This window comes from Actinophytocola sp. KF-1 (assembly GCF_054661535.1).
This window is the reverse complement of record NZ_BAAFVK010000018.1, coordinates 22773-39959: the sequence shown is the minus strand read 5'-3', so window position 1 is coordinate 39959 and position 17187 is coordinate 22773. Positions and strand designations below refer to the sequence as shown.

At 70.7% G+C, this 17187-nt stretch carries 17 protein-coding genes and 1 pseudogene; 7 read left to right on the top strand and 11 right to left on the bottom strand.

The annotated features are described in order from the left end of the window. The first annotated feature begins 14 nt into the window (after positions 1 to 14). Positions 15 to 1331 (top strand): pentapeptide repeat-containing protein, encoded by a 1317-nt coding sequence (locus ACYQ77_RS39900; protein ID WP_459721764.1) that lies wholly within the window; start codon positions 15 to 17, stop codon positions 1329 to 1331. On the opposite strand, the gene ACYQ77_RS39895 is transcribed toward ACYQ77_RS39900, so the two are convergent. The 5 genes from ACYQ77_RS39895 to ACYQ77_RS39875 are packed head-to-tail and all read right to left on the bottom strand — an operon-like array spanning position 1328 to position 6575. Continuing rightward, a complete protein-coding gene (locus ACYQ77_RS39895) occupies positions 1328 to 2518 on the bottom strand; it encodes a saccharopine dehydrogenase family protein (RefSeq protein ID WP_459721763.1) in 1191 nt (396 codons plus the stop codon). The two genes, ACYQ77_RS39900 and ACYQ77_RS39895, sit on opposite strands and share 4 nt — an antisense overlap. Then, complete coding sequence (locus ACYQ77_RS39890) at positions 2515 to 3315, bottom strand: ABC transporter permease (RefSeq protein ID WP_459721760.1); 801 nt, start codon at positions 3313 to 3315, stop codon at positions 2515 to 2517. The genes ACYQ77_RS39895 and ACYQ77_RS39890 overlap by 4 nt, the downstream gene beginning before the upstream one ends. Continuing rightward, positions 3316 to 4224 (bottom strand): ABC transporter permease, encoded by a 909-nt coding sequence (locus ACYQ77_RS39885; RefSeq protein WP_459721757.1) that lies wholly within the window; start codon positions 4222 to 4224, stop codon positions 3316 to 3318. Continuing rightward, complete coding sequence (locus ACYQ77_RS39880) at positions 4221 to 5357, bottom strand: ABC transporter ATP-binding protein (protein WP_459721754.1); 1137 nt, start codon at positions 5355 to 5357, stop codon at positions 4221 to 4223. The genes ACYQ77_RS39885 and ACYQ77_RS39880 overlap by 4 nt, the downstream gene beginning before the upstream one ends. A 3-nt stretch (positions 5358 to 5360) precedes the next feature. Continuing rightward, positions 5361 to 6575, bottom strand: a complete 1215-nt coding sequence (locus tag ACYQ77_RS39875) for a polyamine ABC transporter substrate-binding protein (protein ID WP_459721751.1) — start codon at positions 6573 to 6575, stop codon at positions 5361 to 5363. 108 nt (positions 6576 to 6683) lie between these two features. On the opposite strand from ACYQ77_RS39875, the gene ACYQ77_RS39870 reads away from it, so the two are divergent. Both ACYQ77_RS39870 and ACYQ77_RS39865 read left to right on the top strand, forming a co-directional pair. Further along, positions 6684 to 7130 carry an Lrp/AsnC family transcriptional regulator gene (locus ACYQ77_RS39870; protein WP_459721748.1) on the top strand — a complete coding sequence of 149 codons (447 nt, stop codon included), beginning with the start codon at positions 6684 to 6686 and terminating at the stop codon, positions 7128 to 7130. A 460-nt stretch (positions 7131 to 7590) separates the two neighbouring features. Then, a complete protein-coding gene (locus tag ACYQ77_RS39865; RefSeq protein ID WP_459721745.1) occupies positions 7591 to 8943 on the top strand; it encodes an aspartate aminotransferase family protein in 1353 nt (450 codons plus the stop codon). On the opposite strand, the gene ACYQ77_RS39860 is transcribed toward ACYQ77_RS39865, so the two are convergent. Beyond that, complete coding sequence (locus tag ACYQ77_RS39860; protein WP_459721743.1) at positions 8940 to 9797, bottom strand: serine/threonine-protein kinase; 858 nt, start codon at positions 9795 to 9797, stop codon at positions 8940 to 8942. The two genes, ACYQ77_RS39865 and ACYQ77_RS39860, sit on opposite strands and share 4 nt — an antisense overlap. Before the next feature lie 87 nt (positions 9798 to 9884). On the opposite strand from ACYQ77_RS39860, the gene ACYQ77_RS39855 reads away from it, so the two are divergent. The 4 genes and pseudogenes from ACYQ77_RS39855 to ACYQ77_RS39840 all read left to right on the top strand — a co-directional run bounded on the left by ACYQ77_RS39855 (position 9885) and on the right by ACYQ77_RS39840 (position 12924). Then, complete coding sequence (locus ACYQ77_RS39855; RefSeq protein ID WP_459721740.1) at positions 9885 to 11465, top strand: phytoene desaturase family protein; 1581 nt, start codon at positions 9885 to 9887, stop codon at positions 11463 to 11465. Positions 11466 to 11499: 34 nt separating this feature from the next. Continuing rightward, positions 11500 to 11733, top strand: coding sequence for a hypothetical protein (locus tag ACYQ77_RS39850; RefSeq protein ID WP_459721737.1), 234 nt, complete (start codon positions 11500 to 11502; stop codon positions 11731 to 11733). Between the two features lie 23 nt (positions 11734 to 11756). After that, positions 11757 to 11855: pseudogene (locus tag ACYQ77_RS39845) on the top strand (protein kinase domain-containing protein); the annotation flags it as partial. A 106-nt stretch (positions 11856 to 11961) separates the two neighbouring features. Then, positions 11962 to 12924 carry a hypothetical protein gene (locus ACYQ77_RS39840; protein WP_459721736.1) on the top strand — a complete coding sequence of 321 codons (963 nt, stop codon included), beginning with the start codon at positions 11962 to 11964 and terminating at the stop codon, positions 12922 to 12924. An 83-nt stretch (positions 12925 to 13007) separates the two neighbouring features. On the opposite strand, the gene ACYQ77_RS39835 is transcribed toward ACYQ77_RS39840, so the two are convergent. From ACYQ77_RS39835 to ACYQ77_RS39815, 5 genes are read right to left on the bottom strand one after another with little or no spacing between them, the layout of a single operon-like run. Then, the gene (locus ACYQ77_RS39835) at positions 13008 to 13454 is read right to left on the bottom strand and encodes an SRPBCC family protein (RefSeq protein WP_459721734.1); all 447 of its coding nucleotides are present in this window, start codon (positions 13452 to 13454) and stop codon (positions 13008 to 13010) included. Positions 13455 to 13492: 38 nt separating this feature from the next. Beyond that, a complete protein-coding gene (locus tag ACYQ77_RS39830) occupies positions 13493 to 13927 on the bottom strand; it encodes a hydrolase (protein ID WP_459721732.1) in 435 nt (144 codons plus the stop codon). Further along, entirely contained in the window at positions 13924 to 14367 is a 444-nt protein-coding gene (locus tag ACYQ77_RS39825; protein ID WP_459721730.1) for a response regulator, read from the bottom strand. Before ACYQ77_RS39825 ends, ACYQ77_RS39830 begins: the two co-directional genes overlap by 4 nt. Then, complete coding sequence (locus tag ACYQ77_RS39820) at positions 14360 to 15982, bottom strand: sensor histidine kinase (protein ID WP_459721728.1); 1623 nt, start codon at positions 15980 to 15982, stop codon at positions 14360 to 14362. Before ACYQ77_RS39820 ends, ACYQ77_RS39825 begins: the two co-directional genes overlap by 8 nt. Next, the gene (locus ACYQ77_RS39815) at positions 15975 to 17102 is read right to left on the bottom strand and encodes a PP2C family protein-serine/threonine phosphatase (protein ID WP_459721726.1); all 1128 of its coding nucleotides are present in this window, start codon (positions 17100 to 17102) and stop codon (positions 15975 to 15977) included. Before ACYQ77_RS39815 ends, ACYQ77_RS39820 begins: the two co-directional genes overlap by 8 nt. Positions 17103 to 17187 lie beyond the last annotated feature (85 nt).

Below are 17187 nucleotides of genomic sequence, written 5' to 3'. Positions count from 1 at the left end.
GCGATGGTGGTGCGGTGATCGAACCCGCTCCCCGGCCGGTGCTGCGGCCGATTCCCCGCTGGGTCATCGTCGTCGGTATCCCGGTGATGGTGCTGGTTGCCGCCGGCGCGGTGTGGGTGTTGCTGGGGACGGGGGTGAGCGGTGGGCAGCTCGACGCCATCCGCACCGGCGGCACCCTCGGCGTCGGCCTCGGCGGCATCGTCGTGCTGTGGCTTGCCGTCCGCAGGCAGCGTTCGACGGAACTGGACCTGCTGCAGAAGTACGAGGCGCATCGGCTGGCCGAACGTGTGGCCGCGACCGGGGAAGAGGACGCCACCGCGCGGCGGATCACCGAGCTGTACGCCAAGGCCGTCGATCAGCTGGGATCGGACAAGGCCCCGGTCCGGCTCGGTGGCCTGTACGCGCTCGAACGGCTCGCGCAGGACAACGCCGATCCGCAGCTGCGGCAGACCGTGGCGAACGTGCTCTGCGCGTATCTGCGCATGCCCACACCCGATACCGGTGGCCGGCCCCACACCGTCCAGCAGGAAAGGGAAGTGCGCCGCACCGCGCAGCGCATCCTGGAGCACCACCTGAAACCCGGACCGGACGTCGATCACCCACTGGACTCGTTCTGGCCCGCGATCACACTCGACCTCACCGGGGCGACCCTGGGCAGGTTCGACCTCTCCGACTGCGTGCTCGACACAGCTCGGTTCGCGGGCACGACGTTCACCCAGAAGGTCACGTTCCACCGGACCCGGTTCGTCGGCGAGGCGATGTTCACCAACGCGGTCTTCGCCGGTGACGCGAGCTTCGACCACGCGACCTTCGCCGGACCGACCGACTTCACGGAGGCGACCTGCCGCGCCTCCGCGTCGTTCTTCGCGGCCCGGTTCCACGACGACGTCCGTTTCGGCACGGGGACGTTCGCTGACCACGCGGTCTTCGCCGAAGCGGAGTTCGGCGGCGACGCGTGGTTCACACGTTGCGATTTCGGCGGGTACGCGACGTTCACCGGCGCCACGTTCGGAGCGGATGCGTGGTTCGACGACAGCGGGTTCGCCGACGGGGCCGGATTCACCAGCGCCAGGTTCGAGCGGAGCGCCATGTTCGGCAACACGAGGTTCGCCGGGCTCAGCACGTTCGCCGACGCCGAGTTCAGTACCGGCGCCTGGTTCGAAGGCGCTCAGTTCGAGGGACACACCGCGTTCGCCGCCCGGGTGCGGGTCGACCACCTCGACACCGACAAGGTGTGCTGGCCTGACGGGGTGGTGCTGGGTGACGAGCCCGCCCCGATCGAGGGACGTCCGGGGACGTGGGTGCGGCTCGGCCGGGTGCGGCCCGGCTAGCGCATCCCCCACGGGGAGCCGTACTCGGTGAGCAGGTCGAGGAAGGGCACGGCGTCGAAGGCTTCCGGGCCCAGCACGCCCGTGCCCGTCCACGCGCCTGTCGCCAGCAACTCGAGTGCCACCACCGGGTTGATGGCGGTCTGCCACGCCACCGCCTGGTGTCCGTACTCGCGCATGGACCACTCGTTGTCCACCACGTGGTACAGGTACACCTCCTTCGGCTCACCCGCCGCGTCGCGGCCGCGGACCCACGTGCCCGCGCACGTCTTCCCGCGCATCCTGGGGCCCAGGCCCGCCGGGTCGGGCAGGCACGCCGCCACGACGTCGCGCGGGGACACCGAGACGTCGCCGACGCGCACCGGGTCCACAGAGGACAGACCCAGCTTGTGCAGCGTGCGCAGCACCTCGATGAACTCGTTGCCGAGGCCGTACTTGAAGGTCACGCGACCCGCCGGCACCCAGCGCGGGATGAGCAGCACCTCCTCGTGCTCCACGTTCACGCACTCGACCGGGCCGATGCCCTCCGGGAAGTCGAAGACCTCCGGCTCCGAGAACGGTTCCGTCGTGTACCAGCCGCGGTCCCGCTCCCAGATCACCGGCGGGTTGAGGCACTCCTCGATGGTCGTCCAGATGGAGAACGTCGGGGCGAAGGCGTACCCGTCGACCACCAGGTTGGCGCCGTCGCGGACGCCGATCTCCTCGATCTCCGAGAAGAGGTGGTCGGCCGCGTACCGCGCGAACACGTCCGACAACCCCGGCTCCACGCCGATGCCGACCAGCGCGAGGCGGCCGCGGTCGGTCCAGGTCGCCGCCTGCGCGAACTGGTCGTCGCCGAGTTTGACGCCGGTGCGCGAGTACGGAGCCGACGGGTCCGGAGTGGACAGTGACATCGCCATGTCGAGGTAGTCGGCGCCGGCGTCGAGCGCGCCCTCGAAGATCGGCATGACGAACCGGGGGTCCACCGCGTTGAACACGTGCGTGATGCCGTGCGCCCGGCACAGGTCCGCGACCGCGGCCGACGACGACGCGTCCACGGTGACCGACGTGAACCGGTCGTCCACCACGCAGGCGTCCGCGCGGGCCGCCGAGTAGTCGGCGACCACGTAGGACTCGAAGAACTTGCGCCGCGCCGCGATCGAGACCGCCGCCGCGCCGACGCCGCCCGCGCCGATCTGCAGGATCCTCATACGTACCGCGCCTTTCGCCGGGACCGCAGCTGCACCACGACCACGAGCACGAACGCCAGCAGGAACACCGCGGTGCCGATCACGTTGACCTGGCGCGGGATCCCGCGCTGCGCCGCGCCCCACACGTACATCGGGAACGTGACCGTCGTGCCCGAGTTGAAGTTCGTGATGATGAAGTCGTCGAACGACAACGACAGGGACAACATGGCGGCGGCCGCGATGCCGGGCAGCACCAGCGGGAGCGTGACGCGGCGGAACGTCTGCCACTCGTTGGCGTACAGGTCCATCGCCGCCTCCTGCAGCCGGGGATCGAGCCCCGCCAGGCGTGCCTTCACCGTGACGACCACGAACGACAGGCAGAACAGGATGTGCGCGACCACCACGGTCCAGAAGCCGAGCGGCACCCGCATCGTCACGAACAACGCCAGCAGCGACGAGCCCATCACCACCTCGGGCGTCGCCATCGGCAGGAAGATCAGCACGTTCGTGGTGGCACGGCCGCGGAACCGGTGCCGTGCCAGCGCGAACGCCATCAGCGTGCCGAGGACCGTCGCCACCAGGGTCGCGACGAGCGCGATGCCGATGCTCACCCGCAGCGCCGCCCCGATCCCGGCCGCGCCGAACGGGTTCAGCCAGTACTCGAGCGTCCAGTCGGGCGAGATGTCGTAGGACAGCCGGTTCGGCGCGCGGTTGATCGACAGCAGGAACACGACGACGATCGGCAGGAACAGGTAGGCCAGCACGAGCAGGCCTGCCACCATCACCCAGTGGTCCGCGACCCAGCGCCAGAACCGCACTCAGACCACCTCGTCCGTACCCGCGGCGCGGATGTAGCTGAACACCATCACCAGGATCGTCGCCATCAGCAGGAACGACAGCGCCGCCGCCTGCGGGTAGTCCAGCCGCACCAGGAACGCCGAGTCGATCACGTTGCCGATCATGTACTCGTTGGGCGTGCCGAGCAGCTCGGCGTTGATGTAGTCGCCCGCCGCCGGGATGAACGTGAGCAGCGTGCCCGCGATGACGCCCGGCATCGACAGCGGCAGCGTCACGCGCCGGAACGTGGTGGCCGGCTTGGCGTACAGGTCGCTCGACGCCTCCAGCAGCCGGCCGTCCAGGCGTTCCAGCGTCGCGTACAGCGGCAGCACCATGAACGGCAGGAAGTTGTACACGAGCCCGCACACCACCGCGACGGGCGTGGCGAGCAGGCGGAAGTCGTCGGGGAAGAACGGCAGCGACCGGAAGAACCCCGTGACCGGGCCGTTGTCGGACAGGATCGACTTCCACGCGAGCGTGCGCACCAGGAACGTGGTGAAGAACGGCGCGATCACGCACACCAGCAGCAGGTTCCGCCACCGCCCCGAGCGCTGCGCGATGAAGTACGCGAGCGGGTAGCCGAGCACCAGGCAGATGGCCGTCGCGAGCCCCGCGTACACCGCGGACCGCACGAGGTGCGGCCAGTACCCGACGATCGCGTCGAGGTAGTTGCCGAACGCGAAGGTCTGCGAGTACCCGGTTTCGAGGCTGCCCGCCCGGTCGTACAGGCTGGTGCCGGCGAGCTGGACGGACGGCACGACGAAGAACAGCAGCAGCCACAACCCGCCGGGCAGCAGCAACAGGTACGGCAGCCAGCGCCTGCGGCGCGTGACGGGCGGTGGCGGCGGTTCCGTGCCGGTGCCGACGGCGGTGCCGACGAACGCGGTCACGGCGCCACCCCGAGCGGGTCGGCCGAGTACTGCGTGATCTCGTCGCCCTCGCCCGTGGGCCGGTCGAGCACGAACGAGTGCGGCGGGTACCAGTGGGCGACGACCTCGGTGCCGGGCGTGAGCGGTTCCCCGGCCGCCGCGTTCGCGGAGAACACCGACATCTCCTGCCCCCACGGGGTTTTCAGCAGGTACTCGGTGGAGACGCCCGCGTAACAGGTGTCGGTGAGCACGCCGCGGACCTGGTTGTGCTCGGCGGGCGCGTCCTCGTCGGGCAGCGCGAGCCGCACCTTCTCCGGCCGCACCCCGAGCCAGACGCGCCCGTCGGCGGCGTGCGCACGCGACGCGGGCGCGGCGAACCGTTCGCCGTGGGCGGTGATCAGCAGGTCGTCCCCGGACGTGCCGGACACCTCGGCGGCGAACAGGTTGGACTGCCCGAGGAAGTTCGCGACGAACGGCGACGACGGGAACTCGTAGATGTCGGTGGGCGCCCCCAGCTGCGCGATGCGGCCCTCGGTCATCACCGCGACCGTGTCGGCCATCCACATGGCCTCTTCCTGGTCGTGGGTGACGTGCAGGAAGGTGACGCCGACCTCGGTCTGGATGCGTTTCAGCTCGATCTGCATCTGCCTGCGCAGCTTGAGGTCCAGCGCGCCGAGCGGTTCGTCGAGCAGCAGCACCCGCGGCTCGTTGACCAGCGCCCTGGCGAGCGCGATGCGTTGCTGCTGACCACCGGAGAGCTGCGCGGGCTTGCGTTTGCCGAACGCGGGCAGCTGCACCAGCTCCAGCATCTCGGCGACCTTCTTCTTGGTGTCCTTCACACCGCGCTGCCTCAACCCGAACGCGATGTTCTCCTCGACGGTCAGGTGCGGGAAGAGCGCGTAGCTCTGGAAGACGGTGTTCACGGGCCGCTTGTACGGGCGCAGGCCGGTGATGTCCTGCTCGCCGAGCCGGATCGTGCCGGTCGTCAGTTCCTCCAGGCCCGCGACCATGCGCAGGGTGGTGGTCTTGCCGCACCCGGAAGCGCCGAGGAGCGCGAAGAAACTGCCCTGTGGCACCGTGAGAGAAAGGTCGTCGACCGCCGTCACGGACCCGAAGGTCTTGGTGACGTTCTCCAGAACCAGGTCATCTGCCATCACTCACGCTCCGATCACCTGCTGGAAGCCTTGCTCGAAGATCCGTTCCTGCGCCTCGTTCAACGCCATGAACACCTTCGCCGACGACAACGTGGACTCGCTCGGGAAGATCAGCTCGTTCTCGGCGAGTTCCGGGTCGATGGCCACCATCGCGTCCTGCGCGCCCTGGACGGGGCAGATGTAGTTGACCCACGCGGCCAGCTCGGCGGCGACCTCTGGCTCGTAGTAGTAGTTCATCAGCGCCTCGGCGTTGGCCTGGTGCGTGGCGCGGTTGGGCACCTGCATGTTGTCGGACCAGAGCATCACGCCGGCCTCCGGCGTCACGAACTTGATGTTCTCGTCCTCGAAGTTCAGCTGGATCACGTCCCCGGACCAGCCGACGCACGCGGCGATGTCGCCCTTCGCGAGGTCCTGGGCGTAGTCGTTGCCGGTGAACCGGCGGATCTGCCCGGCGTCGACGGCCGCCTGGAGCTTGTTCAGCGCCTCGTTGAACTGCTCCTCGGTGAAGTTCGACGGGTCGTGCCCCATCTCCAGCAGGATCAGCCCGACGGTGTCCCGCATCTCCGACAGCATCGTGACCTTGCCCTTGAGGTCGGGGCGGGTCAGCAGCTCGTCGACGGTCCGGACCTCTTTGGTCACGTTGCCGTTGTAGGCGATGCCGGCGAGCCCGGTCTGCCACGGCACGGCGTACTCGGTGCCCTTGTCCCACGGGCGGCCGCGCAGTGAAGGCAGTAGGTTCGCCTCGACGTTCGGGATCCGGTCCTTCCGGAGCGGCTGCACCCAGCCGAGCCGGATCAGCCGCGCCGCCATCCAGTCGGTGAGGACGATGATGTCCCGGTCGATCGACTGGCACGTGGAGAGCTGGTTGCGGACCTTGCCGAAGAACTCGTTGTTGTCGTTGACGTCTTCCTGGTACGTCACCTGGATCCCGGCCTGCGCGGCGAACGCGTCCAGCGTGGGCCGCACCGACTCGTCGTCCTCGGCGACGTCGATGTACAGGGGCCAGTTGGACACGACGAGGGTCTTGTCCGAGGCGGACAGATCGTCGCTGCGGCAGGCGGCGGGGTCCTGGCGGGTGCCCGGCATGCCACAGCTGGTGGCCGCCAGGGCGGTGGCGGCCACCAGACCACGCAGGACGGTCCTGCGGGACGTGCGGGTCTGTCCCGCCAGCAGTGCCGCCGCCTCCGGGGAGAGCGACGTAGGCGCCCTGGTTCGCATGGCGACCGATAGTGACACGCGACACGCGGTCAGACAAGGGATTCCGTTGTCACATTCGCGTTTCACGACGAATTGCGTAAGACTCTTCGCTGTAACGGGAGGGACTGAATGGCGGATCTGGACGACGTCTCCAAGGCGATCATCGAGCAGCTGCAGGAGGACGGCCGCAGGCCGTACGCCACGATCGGCCGCGCGGTGGGCCTGTCGGAAGCGGCGGTGCGGCAACGCGTCCAACGCCTGCTCGACTCAGGCGTGATGCAGATCGTCGCGGTCACCGACCCCCTCCAACTGGGCTTCCCCCGCCAGGCGATGGTCGGCATCCGCACGTCGACCGACCTGGAGGAGACGGCGGACCTGCTGGCGGAGATCCCCGAGGTGGACTACGTCGTGATCACGGCGGGCTCGTTCGACCTGCTGGCAGAGGTGGTCGCCCGCAACGACGACCACCTGCTGGAACTGCTGAAGCAGATCAGAGCGGTGCCGGGCGTCGACACCACGGAGGCGTTCATGTACCTCAAGCTGCGCAAACAGACCTACACGTGGGGCACCACCTGACGGCGTGGCGGCCACCCAAGCCGAGCGCAGCTCACCACACAACAGCCTGCCTGCCATCCCGTCGACCTGGCGAAGCCCGATCACACCGGGTCAAGGGGGCCCGAAGCCCAACGCAACCTCCTGCCCAAATCCCCGGGCCCCCTTGACGCGGTGTGATAGCCCTCCGGGAGGTCGACGGGATGGCAGGCAGACAACGGACACCAGTCCCTGCCAAACCAACCCCGTGCCCAACCCCCGCCATCCCGGAGACCAGCCCCTCCGGCGAGGAGGCCCGTCCGGCAGGACGCCCTCCGGCGAGGACGCCCGTCCGGCGAGGACAAACCCAGAACGGGGACAAACCCACGACGGGGACGTGGAACCCCGCGACAGGAGACCCACAAGCCACGGATTCCGTAGCCACAACCCCACATCACAGCCGCAATCACTTGCCCACCCCCCAAAAATATGCGGTAATCGCACCATGGCCGACAACCTCTGGATGCACTTCACCCGCATGTCGTCCTACGCGGACTCGCCCGTGCCGACGATCGCGCGCGGGGAGGGCCCCTACATCTGGGACACGAACGGCAAGCGGTACCTCGACGGCCTCTCCGGCCTGTTCGTCGTCCAGGCGGGGCACGGTCGCGAAGAGCTGGCGGACGCGGCGGCCAAGCAGGCCCGCGAACTGGCCTACTTCCCCATCTGGTCCTACGCGCACCCCAAGGCCGTCGAGCTGGCCGAGCGGCTCGCGACCCTCACCCCGGGTGACCTCAACCAGGTCTTCTTCACCACCGGCGGGTCCGAAGCGGTGGAAAGCGCGTGGAAGCTGGCCCGCGCCTACTTCAAGCTCGTCGGCAAGCCGACGAAGCACAAGGTCATCTCCCGGGCGATCGCCTACCACGGCACCTCGATGGGCGCGCTGTCGATCACCGGGCTCCCCGGGCTGAAGGCGGACTTCGAACCCCTGGTCCCCTCGACCATCCGGGTCCCGAACACCAACCTGTACCGCGCCCCGGCGGGCACGGCCGGCCCGGACGGCACCGACGCGGAGGCGTTCGGGCGCTGGGCCGCCGACCGGATCGAGGAGGCGATCCTGTTCGAGGGCGCCGACACGATCGCCGCCGTCTACCTGGAACCGGTCCAGAACGCGGGGGGCTGCTTCCCGCCACCGCCGGGCTACTTCCAGCGGGTCCGCGAGATCTGCGACCGCCACGACGTGCTGCTCGTGTCCGACGAGGTGATCTGCGCGTTCGGCCGCCTCGGGGAGTACTTCGGCGCCACCCGGTACGGCTACCAGCCCGACATCATCACCTGCGCCAAGGGTCTGACCAGCGGATACGTCCCCCTGGGCGCGATGCTGGTCAGCGACCGCCTCTACGAGCCCTTCCGGCACGGCGCGAGCTCGTTCGCCCACGGTGTCACCTTCGGCGGGCACCCGGTGGCCAGCGCGGTGGCGCTCGCGAACCTCGACCTGTTCGTCCGCGAGGACCTCAACGCGCACGTGCGCCGCAACAGCGACCTCTTCCGCTCCTACCTGGAACGCCTGACGGACCTGCCGATCGTCGGTGACGTCCGCGGCGACGGCTACTTCTTCGGCATCGAGCTCGTCAAGGACAAGGCCACCAAGGAGACCTTCGACGACGACGAGTCCGAGCGGCTGCTGCGCGGCTACCTCTCCAAGGCGCTGTTCGACGCGGGCCTGTACTGCCGCGCCGACGACCGCGGCGACCCCGTCGTGCAGCTCGCGCCGCCGTTGACCTGCGAGGAACCGCAGTTCGCCGAGATCGAGGAGATCCTGCGCGCGGTGCTGTCGGAGGCGTCGAACCGGCTCTAGAACAACGCGCCGCAGGCCGCGGACGCGAACGCCGCGAGCCGGGACCGGGGACGGGCGGGCAACCGCCCCAGCGGCACCCGCTCGCCCGCGCACAACGCACGCAGCAGCGTCACGCACGTCGCCGCGTCGGGGCGGTTCGCCGGGTCGACGTCGGTCATCGCGGTGAGCACCGCACGCCACTCCCTGCCCCACGCGCCGGGCACCTTCGGGCGGTGGACGAGCCGCGCGGCCGCGGCCTCCTGGCCGTCGCCGGGGAACTCGACCTCCCCGGTCAGGCTCTCCAGGAGCACCAGCCCGAGCGCGTAGACGTCCACCGCGGGCCCGATCTCGCTGCCGGCCACCTGTTCCGGCGCGAGGTACGCGGCCGTGCCGAGGACCTTCGGGTCGACGTCGCCGGACGGGCCCGCGATGCCGAAGTCGGCGAGGAAGCACTCGCCCTCGTCGTCGAACAGCACGTTCGACGGCTTCACGTCGCGGTGCACGATGCCCTCACCGTGCACATAGGACAGCACGGCGGCGATCGACGCCCCGATCTCCGCCACCCGATCGGGTGGCAGCGGGCCGCTGTCGAGCCGGTCGCGCAGTGTCCCGCCGGACGCGAGCTGCAGCACCAGGAACGGGCGCCTGCCGTCGAAGCCGAAGTCGAAGAGCGTCAGCAGTCCCGGGTGGGACAGTCCGGCGAGGAGCTCGGCCTCCGCGACGAGGTCCTCCGCGGCGCGGGTGCGGCGGCAGCTCTTCACCGCCACCCGCCGCGCGAGGCGGAGGTCGCGGGCCTCGAACACGTCGGCCATGCCGCCCCCGCCGAGCCGCGGGCCCAGCCGGTAGCGGTGGTCGATCAGGGTGTTCGTGGACACGATCTTCGGATACCCGGCGTCCCCACGTGGAAACCTGGCGCGTGCGGGGTAGTCAGCCAGCTACGGACGGGCGAGGAGGCGCTGATCATGGACGACGTCGACGCCGTGGTGATCGGCGCCGGGCACAACGGGTTGGTGGCGGCCAACATGCTCGCGGACGCGAGCTGGCGGGTGCTCGTCTGCGAGGCGACCGACGCGCCGGGCGGGGCCGTGGCCTCCGCCGAGATCGCCGCGCCCGGGTACCTCGCCGACCTGTGCAGCGCGTTCTACCCGCTCGCCGCCGCCTCGCCCGCCCTGCTGTCGCTGGGGCTCGAGGAGCACGGGCTCACGTGGCGGCACGCGCCGTCCGTGCTGGCGCACGTCTTCCCCGACGGCAGGCACGTCGTGCTGTCGCGGGACCTGGAGGAGACCGCGAAGGCGGTGGCGGAGTTCGCGCCCGCCGACGGCGACGCGTGGCACGCGGAGTTCGCGCACTGGCAACGGATCCGCGACGACGTGCTCGACGCGGTCTTCACGCCGTTCCCGCCCGTGCGCGCGGCGGCCCGGCTCGCCAGGCGGCTCGGGCCCGGCGGGCTGCTGCGGTTCGCACGCACGGCCGTGCTGCCGGTGCGGTCGCTGACGAACGAGCGGTTCGCCGGTGACGGCGCACGCGCGCTGTTCACGGGCAACGCCATGCACACCGACCTCGGGCCGGACAACGCCGGTTCGGGGATCTTCGGGTGGCTGCTGACCATGCTCGGCCAGGAGGTCGGCTTCCCGGTCCCGGAGGGCGGCGCCAGGAAGATCACCGAGGCGCTGGTGCGCAGGCTGTCCACCCGCGACGGCAGGCTCGACCTCGGCAGGCCGATCACGTCCGTGGTGGTCGCGAACGGGCAGGCGCTCGGCGTGCGGGACGCGGAGGGGCAGCTGGTCCGCGCGCGCAGGGCCGTTCTCGCCGACGTGCCCGCGCCGCTGCTGTACCGCGACCTGGTCGGCGAGGAGCACCTGCCCGCGCGGCTGGTGGCCGACCTCGGCGACTTCGTGTGGGACGACGCGACGATCAAGGTGGACTGGGCGCTGTCCGGCCCGATCCCGTGGTCGGCGCCGGGGGTCGGCGGCGCGGGCACCGTGCACCTCGGCGCGGACGTGAACGGGCTCGCGGGCGTGGCGAACGACCTCGCGTGCGGCCGGGTGCCGCGCAACCCGTTCCTGCTGCTCGGGCAGATGACGACGGCCGACCCGGCCCGCTCCCCCGAGGGCACGGAGGCGGTGTGGGCGTACACGCACGTGCCGCGCGGCGAGACGTGGCCGGAGTCGCGGCTGAAGCGGCGGGCGGACCGGATCGAGCAGGTCATCGAGGACCAGGCGCCGGGGTTCCGGTCGCTCATCGTGGGCCGCTCGATCGCGGGTCCCGCCGAGCTGGCCGCACACAACCCGAGCCTGGTCGAGGGCGCGGTGAACGCGGGCACCTCCGCCATCCACCAGCAGCTGGTGTTCCGGCCGGTGCCGGGGCTCGCGCGCGCGGACACGGTGATCGACCGGCTGTACCTGTCGGGGGCGTCGGCGCACCCCGGCGGCGGCGTGCACGGCGGGGCCGGCGCGAACGCGGCGAAGGCGGCGCTGGCCCGGGAGCGGGTCCCCGGCTACCACGGAGTCATCTCGGCAGCGCATACATTGATCTACCGCTAGCCGCATGGACTGCCGCCCGACGGGCGGAGGTGGGATGCGGGCGCTGGGGGACGCGGACACGCGTCAGGTGGGGCGGTACCGGCTGCTCACCGAGCTGGGCCAGGGCGGCATGGGCCGCGTGTTCCTCGGCTACGGGCCGGACGGCAGGCTGGTCGCGGTCAAGCAGGTGCGCGCCCAGCTCACCGAGGAGGACGGGTTCCTCGCCCGGTTCCGCCAGGAGGTGGCCGCCTCGCGCTGCGCCTCGCGGCCGGGCTGGCGTCGGCGCTGACCGAGATCCACCGCGCCGGGCTGGTGCACCGCGACCTCAAACCGTCGAACGTGCTGCTCACGGCGGACGGCGTGCGGGTCATCGACTTCGGCATCGCCCGCGCCGTGGACGGCGAGAGCACCAGGGTGACCCGCAGCGGCTGGCTCATCGGCTCACCCGAGTACATGTCACCCGAACAGGCGGAGGGCCACGGCGAGCGACGTGTTCTCGCTCGGTTCCGTGCTGGTCATGGCATGCACGGGCGGCAGCCCGTTCGCCGGGCCGTCGACCCCGCGCACCCTCTACAACCTGGTGCACGCCGACCCCGGCCTCACCGCGCTGCCCGGCAGGGTGCGCGAGATCGCCGGGCTGTGCCTCGCGAAGGACCCGGCCGGCCGGCCGACGCCGGACGAGCTGCTCACCGAGATCGGTGCGATCACCCCGTCCACGAGGCCGTGGCCACCCGCCGCGCACCGGCTGATCGAACGCCAGCACGCCGAGGTCACCGCCCTGCTCGACGGCACACCCGCCGACACGGTCACCATCGCACCGCCCCGCGACGAGACCACCACCATGCCGATGCCCGCGGCCGACACCGTCGCCACCGAAACGCGGGTCGTGCCTGCGGTCCGGCGCAGGCGGTGGCTCGTGCCCGTGCTCACCGCCGTCGTGGTCGTCGCGGCCGTCGCCGGGCTCGTCGTGTGGTCGCCCTGGTCCGGCGTGCCCGCGACGACGCGGTCACCAGGCAGCAGCCTTGCCGGGCTCGACGGCCACACCGACGTCGTGAACGAGCTGGCGTTCCAGCCACCGGACGGCGACCTGCTGGCCACCGCGAGCAACGACAACACCGTCCGCCTCTGGGACCTGACGTCCCGGTCCGAGGTCGCCAGGGTGACCCTCGACGACAACGCCACCGACCTCGCGTTCAGCCCCGACAGCTCGCTGCTCGCGACGACGCGGGGCGAGACCGTGCGGCTGTGGGACGTGACGACCGCCCGGCAGGTGGGTGCCGCCATCGCCGGTGCCAGCGGTGAGTCGTTCGGGGTCCCCGCGTTCAGCCCGGACGGGCGCACGCCGGCCGTCCCGCACCTCAACGGGCAGACGACCCTGTGGGACGTCACGACCCGCGAGAAGATCACCACGCTGAACAACCGCGCCCTGGCCACCGGCACCGACGACGGGGAGGTGTGGGTGTACCGGATGCCCGGCTAGGTCCTGTTTCACTGCGCTGACCTGTGAAGCTTGGACCAAAAGCCGCTGTCAATGCTGATCACCGCCGGGCGATGAAACAGGCGCTAGCGCGAACCGACGCCGCCGACGGCCAGGTCGGCGAGCCGGGACAGCGACTCGCGGTTGCGCGGGACCAACAGCACCGCCTGCACGGCCTTCGGCAGGATCGCGGCCGGACCGCGCACGACCTGCTCGGACATGAGCACGTCGGTGCCGCTGCCGTCGGCCGGGGACAGCTCCAACCGGACCCGCGCGGCGCCGAACGGCCACAGGCGGGCGTCCAGCTCCAGCATCCGCCCCGGCTCGACGCCGACGACCTCCGTCGCGTCGTTCGTCACCAGCGGCCACGGCCCGACGCTGTGGTGCACCCTGGCGCCGACCTCGGGCCAGCCCGGGTCGACCGCCCGCACGTGCGAGGCGCCGACCACCCAGCCCGAGTACGTCCACCCGGTGGCCAGCACCGCCCACACCTGCTCCGGCGACGCGGCGATCCGCTCGGTCACGTCGATCATGGCTGTCCTCCAGGGTCGGAGAACTCCAGGTACCCGGCTCAGTGCCGGGCAAACCGGGCGACGACCCGCTTGAACCCGATCAGCTCCCGGTAGCTGGGCCGCGCGGCGAACATCGCGAGCGTCCACAGCGCGGGCCGCCTGGCCTCCGCGCACAGGTGCAGCACCTTGTCCTCACCACCGTGCTGACCGGCCCAGACACCGATGTGCGCGCCCCACGCGTCCTGCGACGAGTTCACCAGCACCAGGTCGAGCGGGCGCGGCACAGCGACCCGCTGTGTCGACTTCACGTCGTCCCACAGCTCGCTCGAACGCAGGTCCGGCGGGTCGTAACCGAAGTGCCGCAGCACCTCGTACGCGAACAGCTGGCAGTTCGCGCCGTCCGCCAGCCCGGGGCGTGCCAGCACTGCGGGCGAGCCCGGGTAGCGGGCGCCGACGTACCGGACCTCCCAGAAGGCGTCCGGCAGCTCGATCATCCCGGTAGTTTCACCACCGTCACGAAGAAGTCGTCGATCTGACGGATGACGTCGATGAACCGGTCGAAGTCGACCGGCTTGCTCACGTACGCGTTGGCGTGGAGCGTGTAGCTGCGGAGGATGTCCTCCTCCGCCTCCGAGGTCGTCAGGACCACCACGGGGATCACCCGCAGCTCCGGGTCGGCCTTCAGCTCGGCGAGCACCTCGCGCCCGTCTACGCGCGGCAGGTTCAGGTCGAGGAGGATCAGGCCGGGCCGCGGCGCGTCCGCGTACTCCTCCTCCCGCCGCAGGAACCGCAGCGCCTCCTCACCGTCGCGGACCACGTGCAGGTGGTTGCGGATCTTGTGGTGCTCGAACGCCTCGCGCGTCATCAGCACGTCGCCGTCGTCGTCCTCGACGAGCAGCACGTCGATCACGTCGAGCGGGGTGGGGTCAGCCATCGGTGTCCTTCTCGTCGGCCTTGTCGTCAGCGTCCGCGGGTTCCTCGCCTGCGCTGCCGGCGTCGATCACCGGCAGAGTGAAGCAGAACCGGGACCCGGTTTCCACCTCTGTGTCCAGCCAGATCGTGCCACCGTGATACTCGACGATCTTCCGGCACATGGCCAGCCCGATCCCGGTACCCGGGTAGTCGGCCTTGTTGTGCAGCCGCTGGAAGATCACGAAGATCCGTTCGGCGTACTCGGGGTCGATGCCGATGCCGTTGTCGGCGACCGCGAACTCCCAGAAGCCGCCGTCGCGCCGGACCGTGATCGACACCTTCGGCGGTTCCTCGCCGCGGAACTTCAGCGCGTTGCTGATCAGGTTCTGGAACACGGCCGTGAGCAGCGGCACCTCGGCCGAGACCGTCGGCAGGTCGTCGGACGTGACCGTGGCCCCCGTCCGCTCGATCGCGTCCGCCAAGTTCGCGAGCGCCTGCTCGACGACCGCGTTGCAGGACACGTCGACCGGCTCGCGCACGATCCGGCCGACCCGGCTGAACGCGAGCAGGTCGTTGATCAGGATCTGCATGCGCTTCGCGCCGTCCACGGCGAACGCGATGTACTGGTCGGCGCGCTCGTCGAGCTTGCCCTTGTACCGGCGTTCGAGCAGCTGGCAGAAGCTCGCCACCTTGCGGAGCGGTTCCTGCAGGTCGTGGGAGGCGATGTAGGCGAACTGCTCCAGCTCGGCGTTGGACCGCTCGAGCTCGGTGGTCCGCTCGTCCAGCTCGGCGTTGGACCGCTCCAGTTCCTTGGTGCGCTCGTCCAGCTCGGCGTGCGCCACCCGCACCGCGGACAGGTCGGAGAGGATGCGCTCCCGCATCACGTTCACGTCCGCGCCCAGCTCGCGGAGCTCGCGCGGGCCGCTCTGCGCGACCGGGTGGTCGAAGTCGCCGCGGGACACCACCCGGACCTCCTCGGCGAGCCGCGACACCGGCCGGATGGCCGCGAACCGCAACCCGACCGCCAGCACCACGACGACGACCGCGAAGGCGATGCCGATGACGATGAGCGTGCCGTTCAGCGAGGCCGCCGTGCTCTGCAGGGTCTCGGTGGCGGCCATGCGTGCCGCGTTGAGATCGCGTTCCAGCTGGTCGAGGGCGTCGCGGACGGGGTCGAAGACGTCCCTGCCCCGCGTGACCGACTGGTTCGGCTCGTCGTTCGGGGCGGTCGCGATCGCGGCGATCGTCGGCTGCGCGTAGTTGGTGCGCCACGTGTCGGCCCGCGAGACGACCTGGTCGAGGTCCGCCTGGATGTCGGGCAGGTCGGCGAGCAGGCTGCGCAGCGCGGTGACCGCCTCGTGCTGCTCCTTGAGGCCCGCGGTGTACGGGTTGAGCACGTCCTCGTCGGCGCCCAGCACGTAGTCCCGCACGCCGGTGTCCTGGTCGACGAGCGCCGACTCGAGCCGCAGCGCCTGCTGCAGCGCGGGGTCGATGTTCATGACGACGTTCTCGCGGGCCTCGCCGAGGCGCTGCAGCGCGATGCCGCCGACGATCACGGCGGTCAGCAGGAACAGCGCCAGCGCCGCGACACTGACGTTGATGATGCGGCGCAGCGGCCAGCGCATCGCGTCAGCCATGGCTCAGTGCCACCACGGCGAGGTCGTCGTCGAGGTCGCCGCCGTTCAGGTCGCGCACCTGGCTGATCACGTGGTCGAGCAGCGCCGCCTCCCGCAGGCCGGCGTCGAGACCGGCGTTGACCAGCTCGATCAGGCCGTCGACGTCGAGCCGCCTGCGCTCGGTGCCGACCCGGCCCTCGATCAGCCCGTCGGTGTACATCAGGACCGTCCACTCCGTGCCCAGCTCGACCTCGCAGTTCGGCCAGTTGCCACCGTCGCCGACGCCGACCGGCGTGCGGACCGGCGCCTTCAGCTCGCGCACGTCCCTGCCGCTGATCAGCAGGGGCGGTGGGTGGCCGACGAGGTGCAGCGTGCCCGTGGTCCGGCCCGGGTCGATCGAGAGCATGCAGAGCGTGGTGAACAGGTTGGGCTGGTACCGCTCATGGGTGAACACCTGGTTCACCACCGAGAGCACCTCCGTCGACGGGCGGGTGGACAGGACCATCGTCCGCCACGCGACGCGCATCGACACGCCGAGCGCGGCCTCGTCCGGGCCGTGGCCGCAGACGTCGCCGACCACCGCGTGCACGCAGCCGTCGGCGGTCTGGACCACGTCGTAGAAGTCACCGCCGAGCAGGAGCCGCTGCCCACCGGGCGAGTAACGCGTCGTGACCCGCAAGTCGTGGTCCGACACGATCGGTGTCGGCAGCAGGCCGCGTTCGAGGCGGCCGTTCTCCTCGGCGTAGATCTGCGCGTCCCGCAGCTGGCGCTGCAGCGAGTCGGACCGCTCGCGCTCCACGGCGTAGCGGATCACGCGGTCGAGCAGGTGCCCGTCGACCTGGCCCTTGACGAGGTAGTCCTGCGCGCCGAGCCGGACCGCCTCCTCGCCGAGGTACTCGTCGGCGAGCCCGGTCAGCACGACCACCGCGACCGACGGCACGTTGTCCTGCAACCAGCGCAGCCCGTCCAGCTCGTGCGTGTCGGGCAGTCCGAGGTCGAGCAGCACACACGCGACGTCCAGCACGGCGGCCTTCGCCTCGGCGAGCGTGCGGACCCGGTTCAGCTCGACGGCAGCGCCGGACTCGAGCAGCAGTTCTTCCACGAGGAACGCGTCGCCGTCGTCGTCCTCGATCAGCAGCACCCGCGTAGGCGCGGGTCTCTCACGTGCCCCGCTGAGCGCACCAACCATGACCTGGCCTGCTCGTCCCTCACTCCCCGGGTGCCGA

Excerpts from the sequence above, each read along its gene's own strand:
- ACYQ77_RS39895 (WP_459721763.1), bottom strand. The coding sequence starts at position 2,518 with ATGAGGATCCTGCAGATCGGCGCGGGCGGCGTCGGCGCGGCGGCGGTC.
- ACYQ77_RS39880 (WP_459721754.1), bottom strand. The coding sequence starts at position 5,357 with ATGGCAGATGACCTGGTTCTGGAGAACGTCACCAAGACCTTCGGGTCC.
- ACYQ77_RS39875 (WP_459721751.1), bottom strand. The coding sequence starts at position 6,575 with ATGCGAACCAGGGCGCCTACGTCGCTCTCCCCGGAGGCGGCGGCACTG.
- ACYQ77_RS39870 (WP_459721748.1), top strand. The coding sequence starts at position 6,684 with ATGGCGGATCTGGACGACGTCTCCAAGGCGATCATCGAGCAGCTGCAG.
- ACYQ77_RS39865 (WP_459721745.1), top strand. The coding sequence starts at position 7,591 with ATGGCCGACAACCTCTGGATGCACTTCACCCGCATGTCGTCCTACGCG.
- ACYQ77_RS39855 (WP_459721740.1), top strand. The coding sequence starts at position 9,885 with ATGGACGACGTCGACGCCGTGGTGATCGGCGCCGGGCACAACGGGTTG.
- ACYQ77_RS39850 (WP_459721737.1), top strand. The coding sequence starts at position 11,500 with ATGCGGGCGCTGGGGGACGCGGACACGCGTCAGGTGGGGCGGTACCGG.
- ACYQ77_RS39840 (WP_459721736.1), top strand. The coding sequence starts at position 11,962 with ATGGCATGCACGGGCGGCAGCCCGTTCGCCGGGCCGTCGACCCCGCGC.
- ACYQ77_RS39835 (WP_459721734.1), bottom strand. The coding sequence starts at position 13,454 with ATGATCGACGTGACCGAGCGGATCGCCGCGTCGCCGGAGCAGGTGTGG.
- ACYQ77_RS39830 (WP_459721732.1), bottom strand. The coding sequence starts at position 13,927 with ATGATCGAGCTGCCGGACGCCTTCTGGGAGGTCCGGTACGTCGGCGCC.
- ACYQ77_RS39825 (WP_459721730.1), bottom strand. The coding sequence starts at position 14,367 with ATGGCTGACCCCACCCCGCTCGACGTGATCGACGTGCTGCTCGTCGAG.
- ACYQ77_RS39820 (WP_459721728.1), bottom strand. The coding sequence starts at position 15,982 with ATGGCTGACGCGATGCGCTGGCCGCTGCGCCGCATCATCAACGTCAGT.